This window comes from Roseovarius sp. MBR-79 (assembly GCF_053628555.1).
In genome coordinates this window covers 38,409-61,608 of the sequence record NZ_JBRJGP010000013.1, presented here as the reverse complement: position 1 = coordinate 61,608, position 23,200 = coordinate 38,409, and the positions used below count along the sequence as shown (strand labels likewise).

22 protein-coding genes, 2 pseudogenes and 1 riboswitch are annotated in these 23,200 nt (G+C 66.8%); of the genes and pseudogenes, 11 read left to right on the top strand and 13 right to left on the bottom strand.

Annotated features, from left to right (window positions below; genetic code table 11):
* Position 1 precedes the first annotated feature (1 nt).
* Genes murC through ACSSV8_RS14085 form a run of 3 tightly spaced genes read left to right on the top strand, consistent with a single transcriptional unit; the run spans position 2 to position 1,773 of the window.
* Positions 2-1,399 carry a UDP-N-acetylmuramate--L-alanine ligase gene (gene murC, locus ACSSV8_RS14095; RefSeq protein ID WP_454282861.1) on the top strand — a complete coding sequence of 466 codons (1,398 nt, stop codon included), beginning with the start codon at positions 2-4 and terminating at the stop codon, positions 1,397-1,399.
* Positions 1,400-1,402: 3 nt separating this feature from the next.
* A complete protein-coding gene (locus tag ACSSV8_RS14090) occupies positions 1,403-1,531 on the top strand; it encodes a hypothetical protein (RefSeq protein ID WP_454282860.1) in 129 nt (42 codons plus the stop codon).
* The gene (locus ACSSV8_RS14085) at positions 1,528-1,773 is read left to right on the top strand and encodes a DUF2484 family protein (protein ID WP_454282859.1); all 246 of its coding nucleotides are present in this window, start codon (positions 1,528-1,530) and stop codon (positions 1,771-1,773) included. Before ACSSV8_RS14090 ends, ACSSV8_RS14085 begins: the two co-directional genes overlap by 4 nt.
* A gap of 9 nt (positions 1,774-1,782) precedes the next feature.
* Here the strand turns inward: ACSSV8_RS14085 and ACSSV8_RS14080 are convergent, their stop codons facing one another.
* The 10 genes from ACSSV8_RS14080 to ACSSV8_RS14035 form a co-directional block, all read right to left on the bottom strand.
* A complete protein-coding gene (locus ACSSV8_RS14080) occupies positions 1,783-2,826 on the bottom strand; it encodes a patatin-like phospholipase family protein (RefSeq protein WP_454282858.1) in 1,044 nt (347 codons plus the stop codon).
* 98 nt (positions 2,827-2,924) lie between these two features.
* A complete protein-coding gene (locus tag ACSSV8_RS14075; protein WP_454282857.1) occupies positions 2,925-3,899 on the bottom strand; it encodes a TonB family protein in 975 nt (324 codons plus the stop codon).
* Entirely contained in the window at positions 3,896-4,279 is a 384-nt protein-coding gene (locus tag ACSSV8_RS14070; RefSeq protein WP_454282856.1) for an ExbD/TolR family protein, read from the bottom strand. Before ACSSV8_RS14070 ends, ACSSV8_RS14075 begins: the two co-directional genes overlap by 4 nt.
* Before the next feature lie 4 nt (positions 4,280-4,283).
* On the bottom strand, positions 4,284-4,661 hold the full coding sequence (locus tag ACSSV8_RS14065; protein WP_454282855.1) for an ExbD/TolR family protein: 378 nt from the start codon (positions 4,659-4,661) through the stop codon (positions 4,284-4,286).
* The gene (locus ACSSV8_RS14060) at positions 4,658-5,287 is read right to left on the bottom strand and encodes a MotA/TolQ/ExbB proton channel family protein (RefSeq protein WP_354539478.1); all 630 of its coding nucleotides are present in this window, start codon (positions 5,285-5,287) and stop codon (positions 4,658-4,660) included. Before ACSSV8_RS14060 ends, ACSSV8_RS14065 begins: the two co-directional genes overlap by 4 nt.
* Positions 5,280-5,942, bottom strand: coding sequence for an adenosylcobinamide amidohydrolase (locus tag ACSSV8_RS14055; RefSeq protein ID WP_454282854.1), 663 nt, complete (start codon positions 5,940-5,942; stop codon positions 5,280-5,282). The genes ACSSV8_RS14060 and ACSSV8_RS14055 overlap by 8 nt, the downstream gene beginning before the upstream one ends.
* Positions 5,939-6,697: an ABC transporter ATP-binding protein gene (locus tag ACSSV8_RS14050; RefSeq protein ID WP_454282853.1), complete on the bottom strand. Its 759-nt coding sequence runs from the start codon at positions 6,695-6,697 to the stop codon at positions 5,939-5,941. The genes ACSSV8_RS14055 and ACSSV8_RS14050 overlap by 4 nt, the downstream gene beginning before the upstream one ends.
* Positions 6,694-7,677 (bottom strand): FecCD family ABC transporter permease, encoded by a 984-nt coding sequence (locus ACSSV8_RS14045; RefSeq protein WP_454282852.1) that lies wholly within the window; start codon positions 7,675-7,677, stop codon positions 6,694-6,696. The genes ACSSV8_RS14050 and ACSSV8_RS14045 overlap by 4 nt, the downstream gene beginning before the upstream one ends.
* The gene (locus ACSSV8_RS14040; protein WP_454282851.1) at positions 7,674-8,453 is read right to left on the bottom strand and encodes an ABC transporter substrate-binding protein; all 780 of its coding nucleotides are present in this window, start codon (positions 8,451-8,453) and stop codon (positions 7,674-7,676) included. The genes ACSSV8_RS14045 and ACSSV8_RS14040 overlap by 4 nt, the downstream gene beginning before the upstream one ends.
* Positions 8,454-8,499: 46 nt before the next feature.
* A complete protein-coding gene (locus ACSSV8_RS14035) occupies positions 8,500-10,311 on the bottom strand; it encodes a TonB-dependent receptor plug domain-containing protein (RefSeq protein ID WP_454282850.1) in 1,812 nt (603 codons plus the stop codon).
* A 136-nt stretch (positions 10,312-10,447) separates the two neighbouring features.
* Positions 10,448-10,654, bottom strand: a riboswitch (cobalamin riboswitch).
* A 98-nt stretch (positions 10,655-10,752) separates the two neighbouring features.
* On the opposite strand from ACSSV8_RS14035, the gene ACSSV8_RS14030 reads away from it, so the two are divergent.
* Both ACSSV8_RS14030 and ACSSV8_RS14025 read left to right on the top strand, forming a co-directional pair.
* Positions 10,753-11,424 carry an NnrU family protein gene (locus ACSSV8_RS14030; RefSeq protein ID WP_454282849.1) on the top strand — a complete coding sequence of 224 codons (672 nt, stop codon included), beginning with the start codon at positions 10,753-10,755 and terminating at the stop codon, positions 11,422-11,424.
* A gap of 79 nt (positions 11,425-11,503) precedes the next feature.
* Positions 11,504-13,300 carry an ABC transporter transmembrane domain-containing protein gene (locus ACSSV8_RS14025; RefSeq protein WP_454282848.1) on the top strand — a complete coding sequence of 599 codons (1,797 nt, stop codon included), beginning with the start codon at positions 11,504-11,506 and terminating at the stop codon, positions 13,298-13,300.
* Positions 13,301-13,438: 138 nt separating this feature from the next.
* Here ACSSV8_RS14025 and ACSSV8_RS14020 read toward each other — a convergent pair whose 3' ends face one another.
* Positions 13,439-15,619 carry a polysaccharide biosynthesis tyrosine autokinase gene (locus ACSSV8_RS14020; protein ID WP_454282847.1) on the bottom strand — a complete coding sequence of 727 codons (2,181 nt, stop codon included), beginning with the start codon at positions 15,617-15,619 and terminating at the stop codon, positions 13,439-13,441.
* A gap of 553 nt (positions 15,620-16,172) precedes the next feature.
* On the opposite strand from ACSSV8_RS14020, the gene ACSSV8_RS14015 reads away from it, so the two are divergent.
* The 4 genes and pseudogenes from ACSSV8_RS14015 (at position 16,173) to ACSSV8_RS14000 (ending at position 20,059) form a co-directional block, all read left to right on the top strand.
* Positions 16,173-16,481 (top strand): LysR family transcriptional regulator substrate-binding protein, encoded by a 309-nt coding sequence (locus tag ACSSV8_RS14015; protein WP_354539487.1) that lies wholly within the window; start codon positions 16,173-16,175, stop codon positions 16,479-16,481.
* 53 nt (positions 16,482-16,534) lie between these two features.
* Positions 16,535-16,972, top strand: a pseudogene (locus tag ACSSV8_RS14010) (formate dehydrogenase subunit gamma); the annotation flags it as partial.
* A gap of 68 nt (positions 16,973-17,040) precedes the next feature.
* A pseudogene (locus ACSSV8_RS14005) lies at positions 17,041-18,126 on the top strand (complex I 51 kDa subunit family protein); the annotation flags it as partial.
* Between the two features lie 334 nt (positions 18,127-18,460).
* Positions 18,461-20,059 carry a phosphoenolpyruvate carboxykinase gene (locus ACSSV8_RS14000; RefSeq protein ID WP_454282846.1) on the top strand — a complete coding sequence of 533 codons (1,599 nt, stop codon included), beginning with the start codon at positions 18,461-18,463 and terminating at the stop codon, positions 20,057-20,059.
* Positions 20,060-20,382: 323 nt separating this feature from the next.
* Here ACSSV8_RS14000 and ACSSV8_RS13995 read toward each other — a convergent pair whose 3' ends face one another.
* Together ACSSV8_RS13995 and ACSSV8_RS13990 are read right to left on the bottom strand one after the other, a co-directional pair.
* On the bottom strand, positions 20,383-20,826 hold the full coding sequence (locus ACSSV8_RS13995) for a MaoC family dehydratase (protein WP_354539489.1): 444 nt from the start codon (positions 20,824-20,826) through the stop codon (positions 20,383-20,385).
* A 102-nt stretch (positions 20,827-20,928) separates the two neighbouring features.
* Positions 20,929-21,801: a TIGR01459 family HAD-type hydrolase gene (locus ACSSV8_RS13990; RefSeq protein ID WP_354539490.1), complete on the bottom strand. Its 873-nt coding sequence runs from the start codon at positions 21,799-21,801 to the stop codon at positions 20,929-20,931.
* 100 nt (positions 21,802-21,901) lie between these two features.
* Between ACSSV8_RS13990 and ACSSV8_RS13985 the strand changes: the two genes are divergently transcribed.
* On the top strand, positions 21,902-22,531 hold the full coding sequence (locus ACSSV8_RS13985) for a DNA-3-methyladenine glycosylase family protein (RefSeq protein WP_454282845.1): 630 nt from the start codon (positions 21,902-21,904) through the stop codon (positions 22,529-22,531).
* Complete coding sequence (locus ACSSV8_RS13980) at positions 22,528-23,193, top strand: alpha/beta hydrolase (RefSeq protein WP_454282844.1); 666 nt, start codon at positions 22,528-22,530, stop codon at positions 23,191-23,193. Before ACSSV8_RS13985 ends, ACSSV8_RS13980 begins: the two co-directional genes overlap by 4 nt.
* Positions 23,194-23,200: the final 7 nt, after the last annotated feature.

Sequence of the window (23,200 nt, the reverse complement as noted above, 5' to 3'; positions counted from 1 at the left end):
CATGAATGCCGCCACCAAGCTGCCCACCGATGTGGGCCCTTTGCATTTCGTGGGGATCGGCGGCATCGGCATGTCGGGCATCGCCGAGGTGCTGCTGAATCTTGGCTATGACGTGCAGGGCTCGGACCTCAAGGCGTCGAAGATCACCGAGCGGCTGGAAAGCCTCGGCGCGCGGGTCTTTGTTGGCCAGCGCGCCGACAATCTGGACGGGGCCGAGGTGGTGGTCATTTCCTCGGCGATCAAACCGGGCAATCCCGAACTGGACGAGGCGCGCAGGCGTGGCCTGCCGGTGGTGCGCCGGGCCGAGATGCTGGCCGAGTTGATGCGCCTCAAGTCCAACATCGCGGTGGCGGGCACCCATGGCAAGACCACCACGACAACGCTGGTGGCGGAACTGCTGGTCAAGGGCGGGATCGACCCCACGGTGATCAATGGCGGCGTGATCCACGCCTACGGCTCCAACGCCCGGATGGGTCAGGGCGAGTGGATGGTGGTCGAGGCCGACGAGAGCGACGGCACCTTCAACCGCCTGCCCGCGACCATCGCCATCGTCACCAATATCGACCCCGAGCATATGGAGCACTGGGGCACGATCGAGAACCTGCGGCAGGGGTTTCACGATTTCGTAAGCAATATCCCGTTCTATGGTCTGGCCGTGTGCTGCACCGACCACCCGGAGGTGCAGGCGCTGGTGGGGCGGATCACCGACCGGCGGGTGATCACCTTCGGCTTCAACGCGCAGGCCGATGTGCGCGCTCTCAACCTGACATATCAGGCAGGTGTGGCGCGGTTCGACATCGCGCTTCAGGCCGAGGGCAAGCTGATCGAGGGCTGTTCGCTGCCCATGCCCGGAGATCACAACGTGTCGAACGCGCTCGCCGCCGTCGCCGTGGCGCGGCATCTGCGCGTGCCGCGCGCCGCCATCCGCGACGCACTGGCGAGTTTCGGCGGCGTCAACCGCCGCTTCACCCGCGTGGGCGAGGTGAATGGTGTGACCATCATCGACGATTACGGCCATCATCCGGTGGAAATCGCCGCCGTGCTGCGCGCCGCGCGGCAGGCCTCCACGGGCCGCGTCATCGCCGTGCACCAGCCGCACCGCTATTCGCGCCTGTCGTCGCTCTTTGACGATTTCTGTGGCTGTTTCAACGAGGCCGACGTGGTGGGCATCGCCGATGTCTACGCGGCGGGCGAGGACCCCGTTCCGGGGGCCTCGCGCGACGATCTGGTGGCGGGCCTCATCCGCCACGGTCACCGGCAGGCGGTGGCCGTCGCCTCCGAGGACGATCTTGAGCGGCTCGTGCGCGCAGAGGCGAAACCCGGCGACATGGTGGTGTGTCTGGGTGCGGGCACGATTTCTGCCTGGGCCAATGCCCTTCCTGCGCGGCTGAAGGGGTAGCGCATGACCCGGACCCTCAGGCACTGGATCGGTCCGGGTCTCGCGCCCGCCAATGGCGCGGGGGTCATGGGGGGCGCTGGCGTCTCCGCGCAGGCCGCCCGGTCGGTCAGCCCGGCAGGAGGGCTGTCGTGACCCCCTCCCTGATCGCCGCGCTGCTCTGGCTGGTGCTCGCAAATCTTCTGGCGATGGCCCCGAGCCGCGACAACCACTGGCGCCGGGCCTATATGCTCATCGCGCTCGGGGTGCCGATCCTTGGCCTTGTGACCGTGCAGAACGGGCCCTGGGTGGGCCTTGTCATGCTGCTCGCGGGGATGAGCGTGCTGCGCTGGCCGGTGATCTATCTGGCGCGCTGGATCCGGCGGCGGCTGGGGTAGCGGGCGGCCTCAGCCCTGGTGCTCTGCCCCGATCCCCTGGAACATGGCGCGCAGATCGACGGTGCTCTCGGTGCCGATCCGGTCAAAGCAGCCATCGAGCCAGCGCGCGGCGGTCGTGCGGCCGATATCGCGCAGCCGGGTGAGAAAGGCCCATTCCACGTTCATCTTCGACGAGGCCCCCATCGGCTTCATCTCGGCCTCGTTCTCGATCAGGTGGACCTTGACGGGGCGGTAGTGATCGACCGAGAGCTTGCCCTCGCGGATCAGCCGGTCGACGAAATCAATGGCGCGCAATTCCTTGAGGAGGCTGGCGTTGAAGCTGATCTCGTTCATCCGGTTCTGGATGTCCTGCGCGGTCCTGGGCGCGCCCTTGCGCTCGATCGGGTTGATCTGGATGACCAAGATATCGTCGGTGCCGGTCTTGCCATAAAGCGGAAAGAGTGCCGGATTGCCCATATAGCCGCCATCCCAATAGGGCACGCCGTCGATCTCGACCGCCTGGTAGACATGCGGCAGGCAGGCCGAGGCCATCACCATGTCGGCGGTCAGGCCCTCGCGCGGAAAGACCTGCACGCGCCCGGTCTCGACATTGGTGGCCGACACGAACAGCTCGAACGCGGTGCATTTGCGCACCATCTCGAAATCGATGCTCTCCTCGACCAGATCGCGCAGCGGATTGATGTTGAGCGGGTTGAGCTGATAGGGCGAGGCCACGCCGGTCAGCGCGTTCATGAAATGATAGAACGGGTTGTTCTCCAGCCCCCAGTTGCCGGTGATGCGGTCCACCGGCGTGCGTTGCAGCGGCGTGTTGCGCGCGCTCTCGCTCATCGAGCGCCAGAACTTGTCGAGCGCCGCGCGCGCGCCATCGGGGCCTGCGCGGGTAAAGCCATCGGCCAGCGCCACGGCGTTCATCGCCCCCGCCGAGGTGCCCGAGACACCCGCGATGCGCAGCCGCCCGTCCTCGAGCAGGTAATCGAGCACGCCCCAGGTAAAGGCACCATGCGCGCCGCCGCCTTGCAGCGCGAGGTTGATCGGTTTTTGTGTGGAGGCCATGGGGCGGTATCCTTGCTGCATTGCGGCGTAACCCGTCTAGCGCAAATCACGCGCGAGTTGTAGGGGGCATCGCACGGCGCGGCGTCACATCCATGTGCTCAGCGCGCGAAGGCCACCGGCAGGGTGAAGCGGTGGCGTGGTCCCGGCAGCCGGTCGGGCGCGGCGGGCAGGCGCGCGCGGCGCACGGCACTGACCGCCGCCGCATCGAGCCGCGCATCGCCCGAAGAGCGCGTGACCGCAACACCCATGAGCCGCCCGTCGCCCCCCACATCAAGCACGAGATGCACCGTGCCTTGCGCCCGCGTGCCCGCCGGATACCGCTTTTGCCGCTCGATCCGCGCCCGGATCGCGCCCCCCCACTGGCCCATGAGGCTGGTGCGGGTGGCGGCGTCGAGTTGCGCCGGGGCGTGGGATTTCGCGGCCCCGCCCGCCTCTTGCTGACCTGTGCCGCGCGCGGTCTGTTTGGCGCGCGCGGGGCTTGGCCGGGACGGTCTTGCGGCCGGTTTCGGTTCGGGGCGGGCGACGGGGCGCGTGCGGGCCGGTGTCGTGGCCGGTGTCGTGGCCGTGGCCGTCTGCCGGTCGATCTGCGGCAGGGCTGTCATGGACGGGGTTTCGGGGGCGTCGGGGCGTGCCGTTTGCGGGGGTGCCTGCGTGGGGCGCAGGGGCCGCGCGGGGGCTTTGGCGGGTGGGGGCGGCAGGGGCGCGGGCGCGCGGTCCGTGAGGGCGGGCGCGGGCAGGGGGGACGCGGGCAGCCGGGGCAGGGTTGGCGCGGCATCCGGCTGCGGTTGTGCAGGCCGTGGCGCGGGGGCGGGCGTGTCGTCGGGGCGCAGGGCCACCGGCTGCGCCTCGGGCGTGGGCAGGGTCTGCGGGGCGGGCGCGTGGTCCTGCGCGTCGACCGGGCGCTCCCACGCCGCCACGAGGGCGGCCATCTGCGGGGCGGCGGCGGCAAGCGTCACCGTCTCGGCCCCGCCTTGCCCGCCCGCGCCGCCGCCCTCGGGGGCGGCAGACCAGACCCCGGCATGAACCGCCGCCGCCAGCGCCACGAAGCCCGCGAATTCCAGCCCCCGGATCATTTCGCCCCCGTCACGATCTCGACCTCTACCACCCCCCGCGCGGCCAGCCCCGGCAAAAGCCGCGCCAGCGCCCGCGCCTCAAGCCCCGCATCGGCGCGGATCTGCAACGGCGCGTCGGCCTGCGCGCGCGCGGCAAGCGCGTCCAGCACCGCCGCGCCGCGTGCCTCGTTGAAGGCAAGCTGCCCCTCCGCATCCATGTAGAGCGTGTCGGCGGGCACGGCACGGTCGCCCGCGCCGCTTTCGGGCAGGATCACGTCAAAGGGGGCGGGCGGCGCGATCTGTGCGCTCATCAGGAAGAAGATGAGCAGCAAAAACACCACGTTGATCATCGGCACGATCGGCTCGATCGGTCGGCGGCGGCGGGGCGCGGAGAACTGCATCGGCCTACTCCACCACCATGAGCCGCCCGAGACCGGCCGCGGCAAGCGTGTCGCTCACCTCGATCAGCCGCGAGAGCGGCACGCCCTCGGCGGGGCGCAGCACGACGATATCCTCAAGCGTCTCCATCAGGGGCGCGAGCGCCTCGGGCAGGGCGTCGGGGGCCACGGCCTGTCCGTTGAGGGTAAGCGTATCGGGGCCGATAACGACGAGACGTGGCGGGCCGTCATAGGCCGCAGCCCCCCCACCCGTTTCCATGGGCAGGCTCAGATCATGGCCAAAGCGCGCCGCCAGCATGAAGAACACCAGCAGCAGGAACACCACGTCGATCATCGGCGTGAGGCTCGGGCGGCGGGCGGCGCGGGGCGGGCCGAAGCTGATCATGCCGCTGCCCCTGCGGTAAAGATCCGGGTGGCGGCGTCCTCCATGTCGGCCTGCACGCGGTCGGCCACGCTCTCGAACCACGTGAGCGCCGCCGAGGCGGGGATTGCCACCGCCATGCCTGCCGCCGTGGTCAGCAGCGCCTCCCAGATACCCCCCGCCAGCACCGACGGATCGGCGCTGTTGCCGCTGGTCTGAAGCGCCTGAAAGGCCGCGATCATGCCAAGCACCGTGCCCAGAAGCCCGATCAGCGGCGCGATGGTGGCGATGAGTTCCAGCGCGCGCAGCCCGGTGCGGGCCTCGGCCAGCAATCCCTTGGCGACGCGGGTGGTCTCCTCGCGGGCCTGTGCCTCGGACCAATGCGGGGCCTGCCTCGCCTCCATCGCCGCAAGGGCAAGTCGCGCGCGCAGGCTGCGGCGCGGGCGCAGGAGCGCCGCAGCCTCGGGGCGTTGGTCGTGCTGCCAGAGCGTCACCGCGCGTTCGGTCACCGCCCCCGACCACGCGCCGGTCAGCAGCAGACGCCAGAGCTTCCACAGGATCAGCGCCAGCGTCAGCACCGACAGCACGGCGATCACCCAGAGCGCCGGGCCGCCCCGGTCGAGAAAGGCGAAAAGCGTGGTTTCATCCATGGCGGGCCTCCCGTGCCGCATCGCTGGCTTTCCAGAGCACCACGCCGCGCGTCACCGCGTCCAGCACGGCGCGGCCAAGGGCCTCGCCCGTGGCCGTGTGAAGCCCCGCGTATCGCGTCGCGCCCTCGGGCGCGGCGAGGGCTACGCAATCGGTGCCGGTGCCGGTGACGGGACCGGTGGAGAGGCGCAGACCGGACTGCATCAGCGCGGCGGTGCGGGCCTGCGCGATGATGCTGAGCGCCTCGATGCGGGCACCCTCGGTCAGCCCTTCGGAGAGCGTGACGGCGATGTTGATCGTGCCCCAGCCATGGGACGCGGGGGGCAGGCGGGTGCCCACCGACTCGGCGTTCGTGAGGCCCACCGTCGCCACGGCGCGGGCGCGGATGCCGCCTGCCTCGGCGCGGCTTTCGCAGACCTGCGCGATATTGCAGGAGGTGAGGAAGCACACCGCGTCAAGCGCCTCCCGCGCGGCCAGTTCCCGTGTCAGCCATGCCTCCACGTCAAGGCCCTCGGGCAGGTCGGCATTGCGCACCTCGCGCCACAGGATGCGCCGCGCCCACACAAGGCCGGGGCGGTTCACGGCCCAACTGAGCACCGGCATTTCGGCCCCGAGATCGAGGGCAAGCCAGGGGTGATCGTGGTGCAGCGCGATCATTTTATCACCTCCAGCGGCTGGAACACCGGGCCTTGCGGCGTGGTGGCGTAATGGGCGGTTACGTGGAAGATACGGGCGAGGTTTTGGGGCGTCAGCACTGTCTCGGGCGGGCCATCGGCGGCGACGCCGCCCGCGCCCAGCAGGATGAGGCGGGTGCAGTGGCGCGCGGCCAGCCCCAGATCGTGCAGCGAGGCCAGCACCGCGCGCCCCTGCCGCGCCAGCCCGGCAAAGACCGCCATGGTGGCGATCTGATTGGCCGGATCAAGCCCGGCAATCGGCTCGTCGGCCATCAGGAGCGGCGTATCCTGCGCCAGCGCGCGGGCGATGAGCGCCATCGCCTGCTCGCCCCCCGAAAGCCGCGTGGCGGTGCGGTGGCGCAAGCCCTCCAGCCCCATCGTCGCCAGCGCGCGACCCACATGGGCGCGGTCGTGCGCCGTCATTCCCTGCCAGCCTGCCAGATGCGGCGTGCGCCCCAAGGCTACCAGAGTTTCCACTGTGACAGGCCAGGCGATGTCACGCGCCTGCGGCATCCAGGCCGCGTGCTGCCCGCGCGCTTCGGGGGGCAGGGCGGCAAGGCTGCTCGTGCCCTCATGCGGCAACAAGCCGAGGGCGGCGCGCATCAGCGTGGTCTTGCCCGCGCCATTGGGACCAATCAGCCCGATGAACTCGCCCGGCCCCACATCGAGCGTGACGCCCGCAAGGATCGCGCGCCCCCGCAGCGTGACACCAAGATTGCGGAGCGACAGGAGGCTCATTGCTGCGCCCCCCGCGTCTTGTAGATGAGATGCAGGAAGAGCGGCGCGCCGACAATGGCGGTCAGCACGCCCAGTTTCAGATCGCGCTCGGGCAGGATCAGCCGCACGGCGATGTCCGCCGCAAGCAGCATCGCCGCGCCGCCAAGGCCCGAGGCCCAGAGCAGCCGCGAGGGCCGCGCGCCCACAAGCGGGCGCAAGAGGTGCGGCACCACGAGGCCGACAAAGCCGATTGCCCCCGCCACCGCCACCGCCGACCCCACCAGTGCCGCCGTGCCGAGCACCAGCGTGAGGCGGAGGCGCGAGAGGCGCAGCCCCATCGCTTCGGCCGCGTCCTCGCCCAAGGTCAGCGCGTCAAGCCCGCGCCCGAGACTGAGGAGCGCCAGCCCCCCCGCCAGCATCAAGGGCAGGGCCAGCCAGACATGGGTCATCGAGCGGTCGGCGAGCGAGCCCATCATCCAGAACACGATTTCCGAGGCGGCATAGGGGTTGGGCGAGAGGTTGAGCACCAGCGAGGTGAGCGCGCCCGCGAGCGCCGAAATGGCGATCCCGGCAAGGATGAGCGTGATCGACCCGCCGCGCGGCCCGGCCAGCATCAGGATCAGCATAACGCCGGTGCCCGCGCCCGCCAGCGCCGCAAGCGGCAAGGCGAGCGCGGTGGCGGCCGCCAACCCGGTATGAATGGCCAGCACCGCGCCAAGGGCGGCGCTGCCCGAGACGCCAATGAGCCCCGGCTCGGCCAGCGGGTTGCGCAGATAGCCCTGCATCGCCGCGCCGGCAAGGCCGAGGCTTGCCCCGATCATCACCCCGAGAAGGGCGCGGGGCAGACGGATTTCACGCATCACGAGAGGCTCGGGCCCGTCGCCGCCAAGGACCAGCGCGTGCAACCCCGCGCCCGCAGTGATGCCTGCCGGGCCCACGACCAGCGAGGCCAGGAAAAGCGCCGCGACAAGGGCGGCAAGGCCGAAAGCGAGCGGCCTCATTCCAGCCCCTCCCGCGCGCGGGCGACGGTGGCCACCGCGCCCAGCACATGCGGCGTGCCGCAGATCCAGTCGGGCGAGGTGATGCGCAAACCGGCGGTGGTGGCGGCCAGCCGCTCGAGCGACGGATGAGTCATCACCTCCTCCGAGCGCGAGGCGCCGGGCAGGGCCTCGGCGCGGATGAGCAGGTCCGGGGCCGCCATCACCAGTTGTTCCAGCGCCAGCGTGCCGCCGCCCGTCTGCCCCAGATCACGCGCGACATTACCGAGGCCTGCCGCGCGCAGGATGTCATCGGCCAGCGTGCCCCCGCCAAGGCTGTAGCCGTTGGGATGATAGAGCGCCGCGCGCCGTCCGGTCTCGGGCGCGGCGAGCGCCGCGAGACGCGCGTCGAAATCCTTGACAAGCGCCGCGCCCTCGGCCTCGCGCCCCAGAAGCCGCGCCATCTGCGCGATGCGCTCGCGCGTGTCGTCAAGCGATGTGGCGGTGTCGAACAGTTCCACCCGCAGCCCCACCCGGCGCAGCATGTCGACGGTCGCGCGCGCGGAGTAGCGCCCCGCCAGAACCAGATCGGGCTTGAGCAGATAGACCTCCTCGGCGCGGCCGTGATTGGCCGGAAAGGCGCGCGCCGCGTCGGCCATGGCCGAGGAATGCGGATCGGCGGCAAGGCGCGACACCGACACAAGCTGACCGGGGGCGGCCAGCATCATCGCAAGCTGATCGGTGCAAAGGTTGATCGACACGACCCGCGCCGGGGCCGGATCGGCATGGGCCCGCGTCATGGCGGCGGCCCCCGCAAAAGCGAGGGCCAGACCAAGGGATATGAGCCTAGAACGACGCACGCAGCCCCACAAAGCCCGCACGCCCCGACGTGTTGAACCCGCCTGCGGTCTCGTAATCCTCGTCAAAGAGGTTCTCGACGCGCAGGAACGCCGTGACCCTATCGGTCAGCGCGTAATTGGCGTTGACGTGAAAGAGCGTGTAATCACCCACCTTGTTGACCGGCGGGGCAAAGGCCGACGGCTCGATATCCGCGACATGCTGCAATGTGAATTGCGCGTCGAGGCGCGGCGTGATCTGCGCGCCGAGGCCAAGCGCGACATCATGGCGCGGCACGCGCGCGGCGGGCCGGTCGTTCTGCTCGGCATCGGTAAAGGTATAGGCGGCGTCAAGCGTGAGAAAGGCGTTGATCGCCACCTGCCCCGAAAGTTCGATCCCCTTGGCCTCGAAATCGCCGGTCTCGAAACAGCCAAAGCCCGAGGGGCAGCGCGTCGAGGCGTCGTCAAAGAAAATCTGGTTGTCGATCTCGGTGTAGAACAGCGTGGCGCGCAGGAATCCGTCACCGTTGAGGCGCTTTTCCACGCCGACATCATAGCTGAGGCTGGTTTCGGGCTGGAAATTCGGATCGCCGAAGAACGGGTCAAGCTGCACCAGCGTCGGCGCGCGGAACCCGTCCGAGACCGAGGCGCGCACGATCAGATCGGGCCGCGCCCGCCACGCCAGCGCCGCGCGCGAGCTGAGTTCCGAGGAAAACTCCGAATGGTCGTCATTGCGCAGCGAGAAGGCCAGATCGAGCGTGTCGGTGGGGGCAAACAGAAGTTCGGCCTGCACACCGACGATGTCGATGGTCTGCGTCAGGTCCTCTTCCTCGGTGTAGTCGCCCCCGAAATTGAGCGCCCAGATCCCGCCCGGATCATAGCTGCCGCGATACTCCGCGCGCCGCCGCTCGCCCTTGAAGGGGCTGGCCACGCCGTTGGAAAAACTGGTGCGGTCGCTTTCGAACCAGCTCAGCGCAAGCTCGTGGCTGACGGCCCCGGTCTGCACCTCGACAAAGCCGCGCGCGCCGATGGTTTCGGCCTTGTTGAACTCGTCGAAAGGCGGCGCGCCGTCGCCGCCGAACTCGTCGAACTCGGCGCGGGTGTCGGTATAGAGCGCCGTGAACCCGGCGGCGAAAATATCGGAAAACTGGTGGCGCAGGTAGAGATTGGCCTGGCTTCCCTCGAACCCGTCCTTTTCGGTGCCGAAGGCGGAGGCGGAAAAGCCATCCGTCTCGGTTCGGCTGTAGCTGAAGGCGAGATCGGTGCGCGCGGTGCGCGCGGTCAGGCCAAGCACGCCGCGCCGGAAATCGAAGCTGCCCGCCTCGACCTCGGCAAAACCGTGCACACCGTCTTCGGTTGGGCGCAGGCTTTCGATATTGATCACGCCGCCGACCGCGTTCTGGCCGAAGCGCGCCGATTGCGAGCCCTTGAGCACCTCGATCCGGCCAAGCCCGGCATTGGTCAGCCCGCCGAAATCAAAGCCGCCGCCACTCGAGGCCGGGTCGGTCACGTCGATACCGTCGATGAAGACCGGCACATAGGCCCCGCCAAGCCCGCGGATGCGCACCGTCGAGGTGGTGCCGAGCGGGCCGTTGGCCGAGGAGGTGATCCCCGGCTGGAAGGTCAGGAAATCGCCCAGACGCGCGCGGGGCGCGGCCTGCACCTCGGATCCGGGGATGATCTCCACGGTCGCACCGCTGCGCTCGAGCGCGGTGGCGGTCTGGTTCGCAATGACGGTGATGGTGTCGAGGTCGAACGCCTCTTGCGCCATGGCGGGGGCCGTGGCGAGAGCGCAAAGCGCGCAGGTTGCGATATGTTTCATCTTTGTGTCCCCCAATGCCGGATCGCGGCACGGTTTCCTTGCGTGTCGGTCATTGGAAAAGGACATGCCCCCTCCGCAGACGGTGAAGCGCCACCACTACGGAAAAGACCGTTATCCACGGCGCGCCCCGCGCCCGGATAGGGTGATCACTTCGGCAGGTCTCCTGACTTGCGGGTCGTCGCTTGGCCGGACCTTCCCACACCCGAGGGTGCAGTGGTGTATCCCGGCTTCGCTCGCCGCTTACAGTTGCGGGGGCAGTCACGGAATTGATCCAAAGGCCGGATCGCACCGTATTCCCTATTAACCGGGGGTTTATTCCCGGACCGAAGCAGCCCCGCGATACGCCCGACGCGGGATTCGCGCAAGCGGAAATCGCTTGCGTGGGCTTCTTTGCGCGCGTTATCCCCGGATCGGAACACGGGACGCAAAGGGGGCAAGGGCGTGGGCTGGACCGAATATATCCTTGCATTTTCGGTGTTTTTCCTGAGCCATTCGCTGCCTTTGCGCCCGCCGGTCAAGTCCGCGCTGGTGGCGCGGCTGGGGCGGCGGGGCTTTGGCCTTGGCTATTCGGTGCTGTCGCTCTGCCTGCTCTACTGGCTGATCAAAGCGGCGGGGCGTGCGCCCTTTGTGCCGCTCTGGGAGCGGGCCGGGTGGCAGGCGCATGTGACGCTTGCCGCGATGCTTGGCGTTTGCCTCCTGGTGGCGCTGGCCGCGGGCAGGCCCAACCCGTTCTCCTTCGGCGGGCGCGAGGGGGCGGGGTTCGACCCCGCGCGCCCCGGCCTCATCTGTTACACCCGCCATCCGTTGCTGCTGGCCCTCGCGCTCTGGGCGCTGGCGCATCTGCTGCCCAATGGCGATCTGGCGCATGTGCTGCTTTTCGGCCTTTTCGCCGGCTTCGCCCTCTCGGGGCAATGGATCGTGGACCGCCGCCGCAAGCGGATGATGGGGGCGGACTGGGCGCGGCTGGATGCGGCACGCCGCGCCGCGCCGCCCTGGCCGCCGCGCCCCGCCTCCTGGTCCGGCACGGCGGCGCGCCTCGGGCTGGGCCTTGCGGGTTTTGCGCTGCTCATCGCGCTTCATCCAGCGGTGATCGGCGTTTCGCCCCTCCCCTGAGCGCCTGCGACCAATCGGAGCACTTGACCCCAAGCGCGGCACTCGCCAAGAACCGGGATGACGGAACGGGAGGAATACCATGGTGCGCAGGGCCGAGAACGGGGCCGATCTGCTCGATCGGGAGAAATCGCGGCGCGTAAGCGCGCTGGCCGAGCTTTGGCCGTTCCTGCGTCCCTATCGCCCGCTTCTGGTGGCCGCGATCACCGCGCTGGTGCTGACCGCCGCCGTGGCGCTGGCGCTGCCAATGGCGGTGCGGCGGGTGGTGGACAATTTCAGCGTCGAGGACGGCGCGCTGCTCGATCAGTATTTCGGCGCGGCGCTTCTCATTGCGGCGCTGCTCGCGCTGGGGACCGGGGCGCGCTACCTGCTGGTCACACGGCTGGGCGAGCGCGTTGTGGCCGATATCCGCAAGGCCGTGTTCGACCGGGTGATCGGCATGAGCCCCGCGTTTTTCGAGCGGCTGATGACCGGCGAGGTGCTGAGCCGGATCACCACCGACACCACGCTGATCCTGTCGGTCATCGGCTCGTCCATCTCGATCGCGCTGCGCAACCTGCTCCTGTTCGTGGGGGGCATGGGCTTGATGCTGTTGACCTCGGCCAAGCTCACCGGGCTGGTTCTGTTGATCGTGCCGCTGGTGATCGTGCCGATCCTGACGCTGGGGCGGCGGATGCGGGTGCTCAGCCGGGAAAATCAGGACTGGATCGCGCAAAGCTCGGGCAGCGCGTCCGAGGCGCTCTTGTCGGTGCAGACGGTGCAGGCCTTTACCCATGAGGCAGCGACGCGCGGGCAATTCGCCGATGTCACCGAGAAAAGCCATGACGCCGCGCGCCGCCGGGTGAATACTCGCGCGCTGATGACGGTGATCGTGATTTTCCTCGTGTTCACCGGTATTGTCGGCGTGCTCTGGATCGGGGCGCGCGATGTGCGCGCGGGCGAGATGACCGCAGGCAGCCTTGTGCAGTTCGTGATCTATTCGGTGATGGTGGCCGGTGCCGTGGCGGCCCTCTCGGAGATCTGGGGCGAGTTGCAGCGCGCGGCGGGCGCGACCGAGCGGCTTGTTGATCTGTTGCAGGCCGAGGACCCGGTGACGGATGCCGCGCGCCCCGTGCCCGTGCCGCATCCGGCGCGCGGAGAGATCGTGTTTGACGCGGTGCGCTTTGCCTATCCGGCGCGGCCCGAAATTCCGGCGCTTGACGATTTCAGCCTGACGATCCGGCCCGGCGAGACGGTGGCCCTTGTCGGGCCTTCGGGGGCAGGCAAGACCAGCGTGATTCAACTTATCCAGCGGTTTTATGATCCCGATGAGGGGCGTATCACCCTTGATGGTGTGGCCCTTGCCGACATGGCGCGGCACGAATTCCGCCGCGAGATGGCGCTGGTGCCGCAAGACCCGGTGATTTTTGCCACCTCGGCGCGCGAGAATATCCGTTTCGGTCGTCTCGACGCCACCGATGCCGAGATCGTGGACGCCGCCCGCGCGGCCAACGCGGATGACTTCATGGCCGCCCTGCCACAGGGATATGACACCTTCGTGGGCGAGCGGGGCGTGATGCTCTCGGGCGGGCAGAAACAGCGCATCGCCATTGCCCGCGCGATCCTGCGGGACGCCCCCGTGCTGCTGCTCGACGAGGCCACATCCGCGCTTGATGCCGAGAGCGAGCGCGCGGTGCAGCGCGCGGTCGAGGCGATGGCCAAGACGCGCACCACGATCATCGTGGCGCACCGGCTGGCGACGGTGAAAAAGGCCGACCGGATCGTGGTGATGGATCAGGGCCGGATCGTGGCGCAGGGCACGCATGACAGCCTTGTGGCCGAGAACGGGCTTTATGCGCGGCTGGCCCGGCTGCAATTCACCGATGGCGAAGCGGCGTGAGCGCGCTCAGCCTTGCGTGACATCCGGGCCGCATGACGGCCCGGACGAAAGGACGCGGAAAGGTCATCTCCGAAGGCGGGCGGCTATGGCACGACAGCCAAGGCTCGGTTGCCCGCCCCCGGTCAGGGGTGCCGCGCGTCAAGCTTCGTAATATTTCCCGCCATAGCCGCCATAGGCCCCGTAACGCCCGCCATAGCCATAGCGTTTCATGCCTTGCGGGCTGATCAGGCTAAGGATGAGGCCGGTGGGCCGGATGTTCGACGTCTGCAATTGCCGCATCGCTTCCGTGACCTGCGCGTGGCTGGTGCTGTCCCAACGCACCGAGAAGAGCAGCGCATCCGCCTGTTGCGCGATGATCCGCGCATCGGGCACCACGAGCACGGGCGGGGTGTCGATGATGATGATGTCATACTGCGTGCGCATCTGGGCCATGAACTCGCGGAACCGTTCGGACGAGAAGAGATCGGCCGCGTTGGTGCGGCTCTTGTCGCCCAGAATGACATCGGCCTCGAAGGCGTCCGGCCGGAAGATCACCTCGTCGACGCTGCGTTCCCCGCCAAGCAGGGACACGAGACCATGTTTGCCGCCACCCTCGAAATACTCGTTCAGGGTCCGGCGGCGGATATCGCCCTCGATCAGCAGGACTTTCTTGCCAAGCCCGATGAAATTGTAGGCAAGTGCTATGGCGTTCGTGGTCTTTCCCTCGCCGGGGATCGAGGAGGTGGAGACGATCACCTGCGGCGGATTGTCCACATTGGACAGCAGAAGCGAGGTGCGCAGGTTGCGCACCGCTTCCATCGCGGCCGAGGTGGGCTTGTCCTTCATGTAGGAAAGGATATCGCGGCGCTTGGAACCCGGGATCACCGGCACCTGCCCCATGACCACGACGCCGGTATGCCGCTCAAGATCGTCGGAGGTCCGGAAGCCGGTTTTGCGCAGTTCGCGCAGCAGGACAAGCGCGATGCCAAACATGACGCCGAGGACACCCGACAGCGCCAGAACCAGCGACTTGCGCGGAAACGATGGATGTTCCGGCACCACGGCACTGGAAAGAACGCGGCTGTCTGCCTGCTGGATGCCCTGCTGTGCCGAGGTTTCCTTGAGCCGTGTCAGGAAATGCTCGTAAAGCAGGCGCGTCGCTTCGGCGACCCGCGTCAATTGCTGCAACTGGATCAGGTCGCGGCTTTGCGACTCGATCTGCGCGGACAGGGACGCCTCCGCCTGGATCACCGCCTCGAGCTGTTGCGTGCTGCGCTGGAGATCGGCGCGGGTGCGGTCGACCACACGCTCGAACTGAAGATCGAAGGCCAGTTCGGTCTCCGGGCGGCCCGCAGTCACGCGCGAGAGCAGGCGCGACAATTCCGTGTCGCCTGCGGCTTCGGCCTGTTGGGCACGGGTTTCGGCGGCGTTGAGCGCGGCAAGCCTGCGCTCGGCCGCGTTGCGGGCCTCGCGCAGCGACACCATCCTGTCGCGCGTGTCCTTGAGTTGCCGTTCCAGTCCGCGCAGGCCTTCGACGGAGACAAGATCGGTCTGGGCGCTGAAGCTTGACACGGCCTCGTCGGCGGCCTCGACCTCGCCTTGCAACTCGACCACGCGCTCACTGAGCCATTCCGTCGCCTGCTGCATCTTGTCGAATTTGACCTCGATCTGGTCAAGAACATAAAGTTCGGCGATGGTATCCGCGATCAGGGCGGATTTGTGGCGATCCTCGGTTGTGGCAGAGATGTTGAAGACAAGACTGTCGCGCACACTACCGACGGAGACCTTTTCCAGGAGGGACGTCACGGCACGCGTTCTGTCGGCGTCGGCTTCAGGGTCGGTTTGCGGGACATTGGCGCTTGGCATCAGCGATGCCAGGGCACTCGATATCTGCCCCTTTACCCTGTCGACGTAACCGGGGGTTCGCAGGCTGGTGTTGAATTCAGGATCCTTGCTCAGGTCCAGCCGATCCACGACCTTTCCCATCAGTCCGCGCGCGCGCATCACCTCAAGTTCCGAGGTGATCTTTGCCGGGCTGGCCTGCCCGCCGCCAAGCACGCTGTCGAGACCGCTGATGCTGCCACCATCGTCGCCCTCGAAAATCACCGTCGTGGTCGCACGGTAGAGCGGCACCGCCGCGAAGAATGCGTAATACCCTCCGGCAAGGACGCTCAGCATGAAAACAAACGCGATCAGCCATTTGCCGCGCCAGATTGTCGACAAAAGCGCCAGCAGATCGATCTCGTCATCGTCGCGCTCGGGCGCCTTTGTTACGCCGTCGTCAACCGCTCGGGGAAATGTTCCCCGCGCCTTTCCGATCCCGCTCTGGATGGTATTCATGTAGCAATTACCTTGATTTCGACCTGTTACGCCAGTCTTCCGCAGGGGGACGTAATAGACCGTCAGGTCACTTTGTAAACAGTTGTTTCCAAGCCGAGACGGGGATTTTCAACAGAACGGCAGCATCCCGCTTGAGCCATATGCGCCTGACAAACGCCAGCCGACGCCATTTTCGATTAACCTGAGTGTATCACAGCGAATTGACGCGGTCGAGTTTCATGGCATCGGGGCCTGATCCCGGCCTTGATTGTTCCCCGTCGCGCGGGCGGCGGTGGACATCCTCTACAGCGCGGTGTCGCCGGCACACGAATCCAGACTCATCGGGCCGCCGGTCAGCGGAAGAGACCTGTGACAGGTCGGCAGGAGCTGATGAAGCCGAGGCTGGTGACGTGATTGCTCGAGGCGTTCGATTTTGGCTAGATGCTCATTCTGGCCATTTATAAGAGAAAGAACCGATCATGCTGGACAAGCTCGATGTGGATGCGGGCATTTCCTATCTCGACAACGAGCCGATGGGCCGCGTCAGCACCGAGCCGCTTTATGAAGAGCCTATATGCTGGTCTGTGCCAAGGGCGCGCGTTTTGCCGGGCGCGAAAGCGTGGGGTGGGATGAACTGGCTGGTGAGCGGCTCTGTCTGCTGGCGCCAGACATGCAGAACCGCCGGATCATCAACCGCAATTTCGCCGCCGTCGAAGTGACGCCAGATGTCTGGATCGACTCCAACTCTACCGCCGTGCTGATGGCGACGGTCGAGGCGGGCGGCTGGATGACGGTCCTGCCCGAAGATACGGCGCGTTTTCATGCGGCTGGCAACCGATGTGAAATAGATATTACCTATCAATCGACGAAATATCGATATTGATACGACATGATGAAACCTGATTGACTGGCCTCAGCAACCGCGAGGGGCCAGCCATGACCAGCCCCGCCCCCGAGAAAATCGACGCCCTTCTTGCTGAATATCTGCATCTCGAAGGACCGCTTATGCCGATCCTGCATGCGATGCAGGACGCCTTTGGCCATATCCCCGAGGCGGCGCATCGCCCGATTGCCGAGGCGTTGCGCATCAGCCAGGCCGGTCTGCGCGGCGTTATCAGCTTTTAGCGCGATTTCCGCGCCAATCCCGCAGGTCGGCATGTGCTGAAAATCTGCCGGGCCGAGGCCTGTCAGGCGGCGGGCGGTGCGGCGCTGGCCGAGGCGACCCTCGCCAGGCTGGGGCTGGATTGGCACGGCACCACCGCAGATGGCGCGGTGACTGTCGAGCCGGTTTATTGCCTTGGCCTCTGCGCCTGCGCCCCCGCGGCGATGCTGGACGGGCGCGTGTTGGGCCGGGTGGATGCCGCCCGGATGGATGCATTCTGGCGGAGGCGGGCGCATGAAGATTTACGTCTCGCAGGACAGTGCCGCCAGGGCTGCGGTGACGGGGTGGCGCAGGATTTCCTACTGGTATCAAATGGAAAACCGTTCACGATGCGGCAGGGCCGCAGAAATACATCGTCTGCAACGCCGATGAAAGTGACAGCGGCACATTCGCCGACCGGATGATCATGGAGGGCGATCCCTTCACCCTGATCGAGGGCATGGCGATTGCCGGTCTTGGGGTGGGTGCGACGCGCGGTTATGTCTATCTGCGTTCGGAATACCCTGATGCCATCGCGGTGATGCGGCGCGCGGTCGGGATCGCGCGCGGGGCAGGTGTTCTAGGTGCCGATGTTCTTGGTTCCGGCCGCGCGTTTGACATGGACATCCGCGTGGGGGCCGGGGCCTATGTCTGCGGCGAGGAAACGTCACTGCTCAACTCGCTCGAAGGCAAGCGGGGTGTTGTTCGCGCCAAGCCGCCGCTTCCGGCGCTCGAAGGGTTCCTTGGGCGGCCAACGGTTGTCAACAACGTCATCGGCCTTGCCACTGTGCCGGTGATTTTCGAGAAGGGCGCGCACCATCATGCAGATTTTGGGCTGGGCCGGTCGCGTGGCACCGTGACCTTGCAAATCGCGGGCAATGTGGCGCGCGGGGGGCTATTCGAAACCGCGTTTGGTATCACCATAGGCGAAGTGGTCAACGATCTGGGCGGCGGCACCATGACGGGCCGTCCGGTCAAGGCGGTGCAGGTGGGCGGGCCGCTTGGTGCCTATATCCCTGTCAGCAAGTTTGACGCCCCGCTTGGCTATGAAGAGCTTGACGCCAAGGGCGGGCTCTTGGGTCATGCCGGGCTGGTCGTCTTTGACGACAGCGCCGACATGTTGCAAATGGCGCGGTTTGCAATGGAATTCTGCGCGGTGGAAAGCTGTGGCAAATGCACACCCTGCCGGATCGGCGCGGTGCGCGGAGTGGAGACAATCGACCGCATCGCGGCAGGCGATGGATCGGCGATCCCGCTTCTGACCGATCTCTGCGAAACCATGAAAGATGACTCACTCTGCGCACTTGGCGGGTTCACGCCCTTTCCGGTGATGTCCGCGCTGACGCATTTTCCAGACGATTTCGCCGGCCGCACGGCGGCGGAATGAGGTGTTTCGCGGCCCGTGCGGGCCGCGACCGGAGCGGGGGGCCAGCCCCCCGCACCCCCCGGAGTATTTTCCGAACGATGAAGGGCCGAGGAGACGGACATGAGGGATTTCATCATTCCCGATGAGCAAGACATGGGCACGCCTGCCACGCGATGTGCAGCGGCCATCAGAGCGCCGTGGACCTTCATGACGATATGCTCCATCATGTGAAAAAATCGCATCCGGTCGCGTGATGACACTCGCGCCCAATGCGAATCTGGAATACCAGACACCAGAGGCGGGGGGCCTCGGGGTGAGGGACGACCGGGCCGCGATGCCCAAAAGGGAGAGAGACATGATTTCAGGACGGGTCAATCCGGGTTTCCGGCTCGAGGATCAGGGGATTTCCGGGCTGGGCCGCGTGCATTACAACCTGACCGAGCCCGCGCTTGTGGATGCCGCCATCCGGCGTGGCGAGGGCGAATTGGGGCAGGGCGGCGCGCTTTTGGTCAGCACGGGCGAGTTCACCGGCCGGTCGCCCAAGGACAAGTTCACCGTGCGCACGCCCACCACGGAAAACACGATCTGGTGGGACAACAATCTGGCGATGTCGCCCGGGCATTTTGATCAGTTGCACAAGGACATGCTGGCCTATCTGGCAGGGCGCGAAGTCTTTGTTCAGGATCTGGTGGCGGGGGCGGACCCTGCGCACAGCATCAACGTGCGGCTGGTCAACGAACTGGCATGGCACAACCTCTTCATCCGCCACATGCTGCGCCGACCCGACCGCGCCGCGCTGGATCATTTCGTGGCCGATTACACCGTCATCAACTGCACCGGCTTCAAGGCGGACCCCGTGCGGCATGGCTGCCGGTCCGAGACGGTGATCGCGGTCAATATCGACGCCAGGCTCATCCTCATCGGCAACACCGAATATGCGGGTGAGAACAAGAAATCCATCTTTGGCCTGATGAATTACCTTCTGCCCGAAAAGGGCGTCATGCCGATGCATTGCTCGGCCAACCATGCCAAGGACGACTACGAGGATGCCGCCGTGTTCTTCGGCCTCTCGGGCACCGGCAAGACGACGCTCTCGGCCGATCCCAACCGCACGCTTCTGGGCGATGACGAACACGGCTGGTCCGACAAGGGCACGTTCAATTTCGAGGGTGGCTGCTATGCCAAGACCATCCACCTGAGCCCCGAGGCGGAGCCGGAGATCTATGCCACCTGCTCGATGTTCGGCACGGTGATCGAGAACATGGTCTATGACGCGGAAACGCGTGAATTGGATTATGAGGATGCCAGCCTGACCGAGAACATGCGCTGCGCCTATCCGCTGAACTATATCCCCAATGCGTCCGAGACCGGCCTTGCCGGGCATCCCCGTAACGTGGTGATGCTGACCTGCGATGCGTTCGGCGTGCTGCCCCCCATCGCGCGGCTGACGCCTGCACAGGCGATGTATCACTTCCTGTCGGGCTTTACCGCCAAGATGGCCGGCACCGAGCGCGGCCTGACCGAGCCGCAACCGGTGTTCTCGACCTGCTTCGGCGCGCCCTTCATGCCGCGCCGCCCGGAGGTTTACGGCAACCTCCTGCGCGCCAAGATCGAGAGTCAGGGGGCGTCGTGCTGGCTCGTGAACTCTGGCTGGACGGGCGGGGCCTATGGCACCGGATCGCGGATGCCGATCAAGGCCACGCGCGCGCTCTTGACCGCAGCCCTTGATGGCTCGCTCAATGATGTCGAGTTCCGCAAGGACCCGAATTTCGGCTTTGAAGTGCCGGTATCGGTGCCGGGCGTGGCCGATGTGCTGCTTGATCCGCGCCGCACATGGGACGACGCGCAAGCCTATGACGCGCAGGCGGCACGGCTGGTGGCCATGTTCGCCCAGAATTTCGAGCAGTATCTCGCGCATGTGGATGCGGACCTCAAGGCGGTTGCCCTGGGGTGAGGTGCCTGGAAATCGTGGCCCGGAACCGCCGTCGCGCGACGGAATTTTCAAGAAATTCCGATCAAGAGAGCTGTGAACTTTCCTGGCGCGGACCGTGCGCCGGGGCTTTTGCGCCGAGGTTTTGACGGACCGCGACAGTCCACGCGCGCAGCCGTAGCACCGCGGCAGGATGAGTGCCGGGGCGAGACGCAGGCCCGCGCTTTGCGGCAGATAGAGCAATTTCGGCAACGGGTAATCGAGCGCTTCGGGTCTCCATCGCACCAAATCAACCGTGACGCGTTTCGATGGTTCAGCGCCCCCCCAACGCTCTCAGGGGCCCGAACTCAGTCGAACTTCCGCGAGGGGGCCAGCACGGTGGCCTCGCCGATCAACACCTTTTTGCCGTTCACCAGACAGCGGCAATCGAGTTGCACGCGCCGCTTGGCGTGGTCGATGCCCACCACCTCGACCTCGGCATGGACCATGTCGCCGGGGCGCACGGGGGCGAGGAATTTCAGCGTCTGGCCCATGTAGACCGTGCCGTGACCGGGCAGTTGCTCGCCGATCACCGCCGAGATGAGGCCGGCGGTCAGCATCCCGTGCGCGATGCGCCCCTCGAAGATGGTGTCCTGCGCGTATTCATCGTCGAGATGCACCGGGTTGCGGTCGGTCGAGACCTCGGCGAACATCTCGATATCGCGGTCGGTCACGACCTTTCGCAGGTGGCGGGTCATGCCCATCTCGATGTCTTCGATGCAGATCGTGCCGCGCGGCAGGTTGTCCAACATTCGCCCCTCCGATTCATCCGGTGCGCAATTTTGAGGCGAATTTTACGCCATGATTGGAACTTTATTACTTTGCGGATGCAGAAAAATCAAGCCCTGAATCACCTATCGAAGATAGCCGATCGCATAGGTTGGTGCGATGTTTTCCTTTTCAAGATAACCTGTTAGCGCCGTTTCCTCAGGTTGATGCGACGTTTTTGTCTCCCGTGCGGCCAGCCCGCCGGTGATGAAGAGGGAATCGATATCCTCGCCCATGGCGCCGCGAATATCGGTCTGCGCGCCGTCACCGATGGCGAGGATGCGCGCCTCGTCCACGTCGCGGCCAAGCAGGGCAAGGCGGCGGCGGGCAAGGTCATAGATCGGCGGATGCGGCTTGCCGAAATAGAGGCTTGTCCCCCCCATTTCCGTATAGAGCCGCGCCAGCGCCCCCGCGCACCATTCGCGCACCTCGCCCCGGTCCACCACGATATCGGGATTGGCGCAGAGCAGTTTCAGACCGCGCGTCTTGGCGGCAAGGAACTCTGGGCGCATCACCTCGGGGTCGGCCATCGGATCGAACGGGCCGGTGCAGACGATCCCCTCGGCCTCGTCCAGATCGACGCGGGTGATCTCGACGGGGTCCTCCACCACCTTGATCGGATCGAAGAAAAGCACTTCCTGCGGCTGGCCGATGAACCAGACGCGCTGCCCGACCGCGCCGGTGAACATCGCCGCCCGCGCGCTGTCGCCCGAGGTGGCGATGGTGTCCCAGGCATCGTCGGGCACGCCGAAATGGCGCAATTGCCGCTCCACGTCGCTGCGCGGGCGGGGCGAGTTGGTGACAAGCACCACCGCACCGCCACCCTTGCGATAGGCGCTGAGCGCGGCGCAGGCCTCGGGCAGGGCACGCACCCCGTCATGCACACAGCCCCACAGATCGACAAAGAGCGCGTCGTAGCCTTGGGCAATCTCGGACAAGGCGGTGATGAGGCGGGTCATGAGCGGCTCCGTGGTTGTTCGAGGCGCAGATATGGCAGGGCGGGCGCGGTTTGGCCAGCGGCCATGGCGCGCGGGCGGGCAAGCGGCTAGAGTGACGGTCATGAATGAGCGCATCATCACGGCAGAGGCCGATATCGCGGAAGGCACGGCGCATCTGGCGCGGGCCTGTCCGCGCATGGCGCATGCCCTCTCGCTGATGGAGGAGGTGCCGCTTCGGCGGCGCGAGGACGGCTTTGCGGCCCTCTTCGGTGCGATCGTCAGCCAGCAGGTGAGCGTGGCGGCGGCCAACGCGATCTGGGCGCGGCTGGGCGCGGCGGGACTGACCGAGGCGCGCGCGATTGCCGCAAGCGACGAGGAGACATTGCGCGGCGCGGGGCTGAGCCGCCAGAAAGCGCGCTATGCGCAGGCGCTCGCAGAGGCCGATCTCGATTACGCGGCGCTGCGCAGCGCCCCCACCGAGACCGTCATCACGACGCTGACCGAGGTGCCCGGCATCGGCGTCTGGACGGCCGAGATCTATGCCATGTTCAGTCTCGGGCGCGCCGATGTCTTTGCCCCCGGCGATCTGGCGCTGCAAGAGGCGGCACGGCTGCTCTACGATCTGCCCGAGCGCCCGAAACCGGCGGCCTTGCGCGGCATGGCCGAAGCTTGGGCACCGTGGCGGGCGGTTGCGGCGCGCCTGCTCTGGGCCTATTACCGGGTGGCCAAGGACAGGGAAGGGATCACATGACACGGGTGTTGCAAGCGGGGCGCCGCGCGCCTCTTTCGGGCGAGACGCGCTCGGCGGTGGTGTTCCTGCACGGGTATGGTGCGAACGGCGCCGATCTTCTGGGCCTGGCCGATCCGCTGGCCGAGCATCTGCCCGACACGCTTTTCATAGCCCCCGACGCGCCCGAGAGCATTCCGGGGATGCCCTTTGGCCTGCAATGGTTTCCGATTCCCTGGATTGATGGGTCGAGCGAGGAAGAGGCCGAGCGCGGGCTTCTGGCGGCCGCGCGCGATCTCGATGCCTTTCTTGATGCGCTGATGGTGGATGAGGACCTTCTGCCCGAACAGGTGGTGCTCTTCGGCTTTTCCCAAGGCACGATGATGGCGCTGCATGTCGCGCCGCGCCGCGAGGATGCGGTGGCGGGGGTCGTGGCCTTTTCGGGGCGGCTGTTGCGGCCCGATCTTCTGGCCGATGAGGTGCAAAGCCGCCCGCCGGTCCTGCTGGTTCATGGCGATGCCGATGACGTGGTGCCGGTGCAATCCCTGCCAGAGGCGGCAGAGGCCTTGCAGGGCGCGGGCTGGAAGGATGTCTATGCCCATGTGATGAAGGGCACGGCCCATGGCATCGCGCCCGACGGGCTGTCGGTGGCGCTTGCGTTCATGCGCGACCGACTGGGGCTCTGAGAGGCGC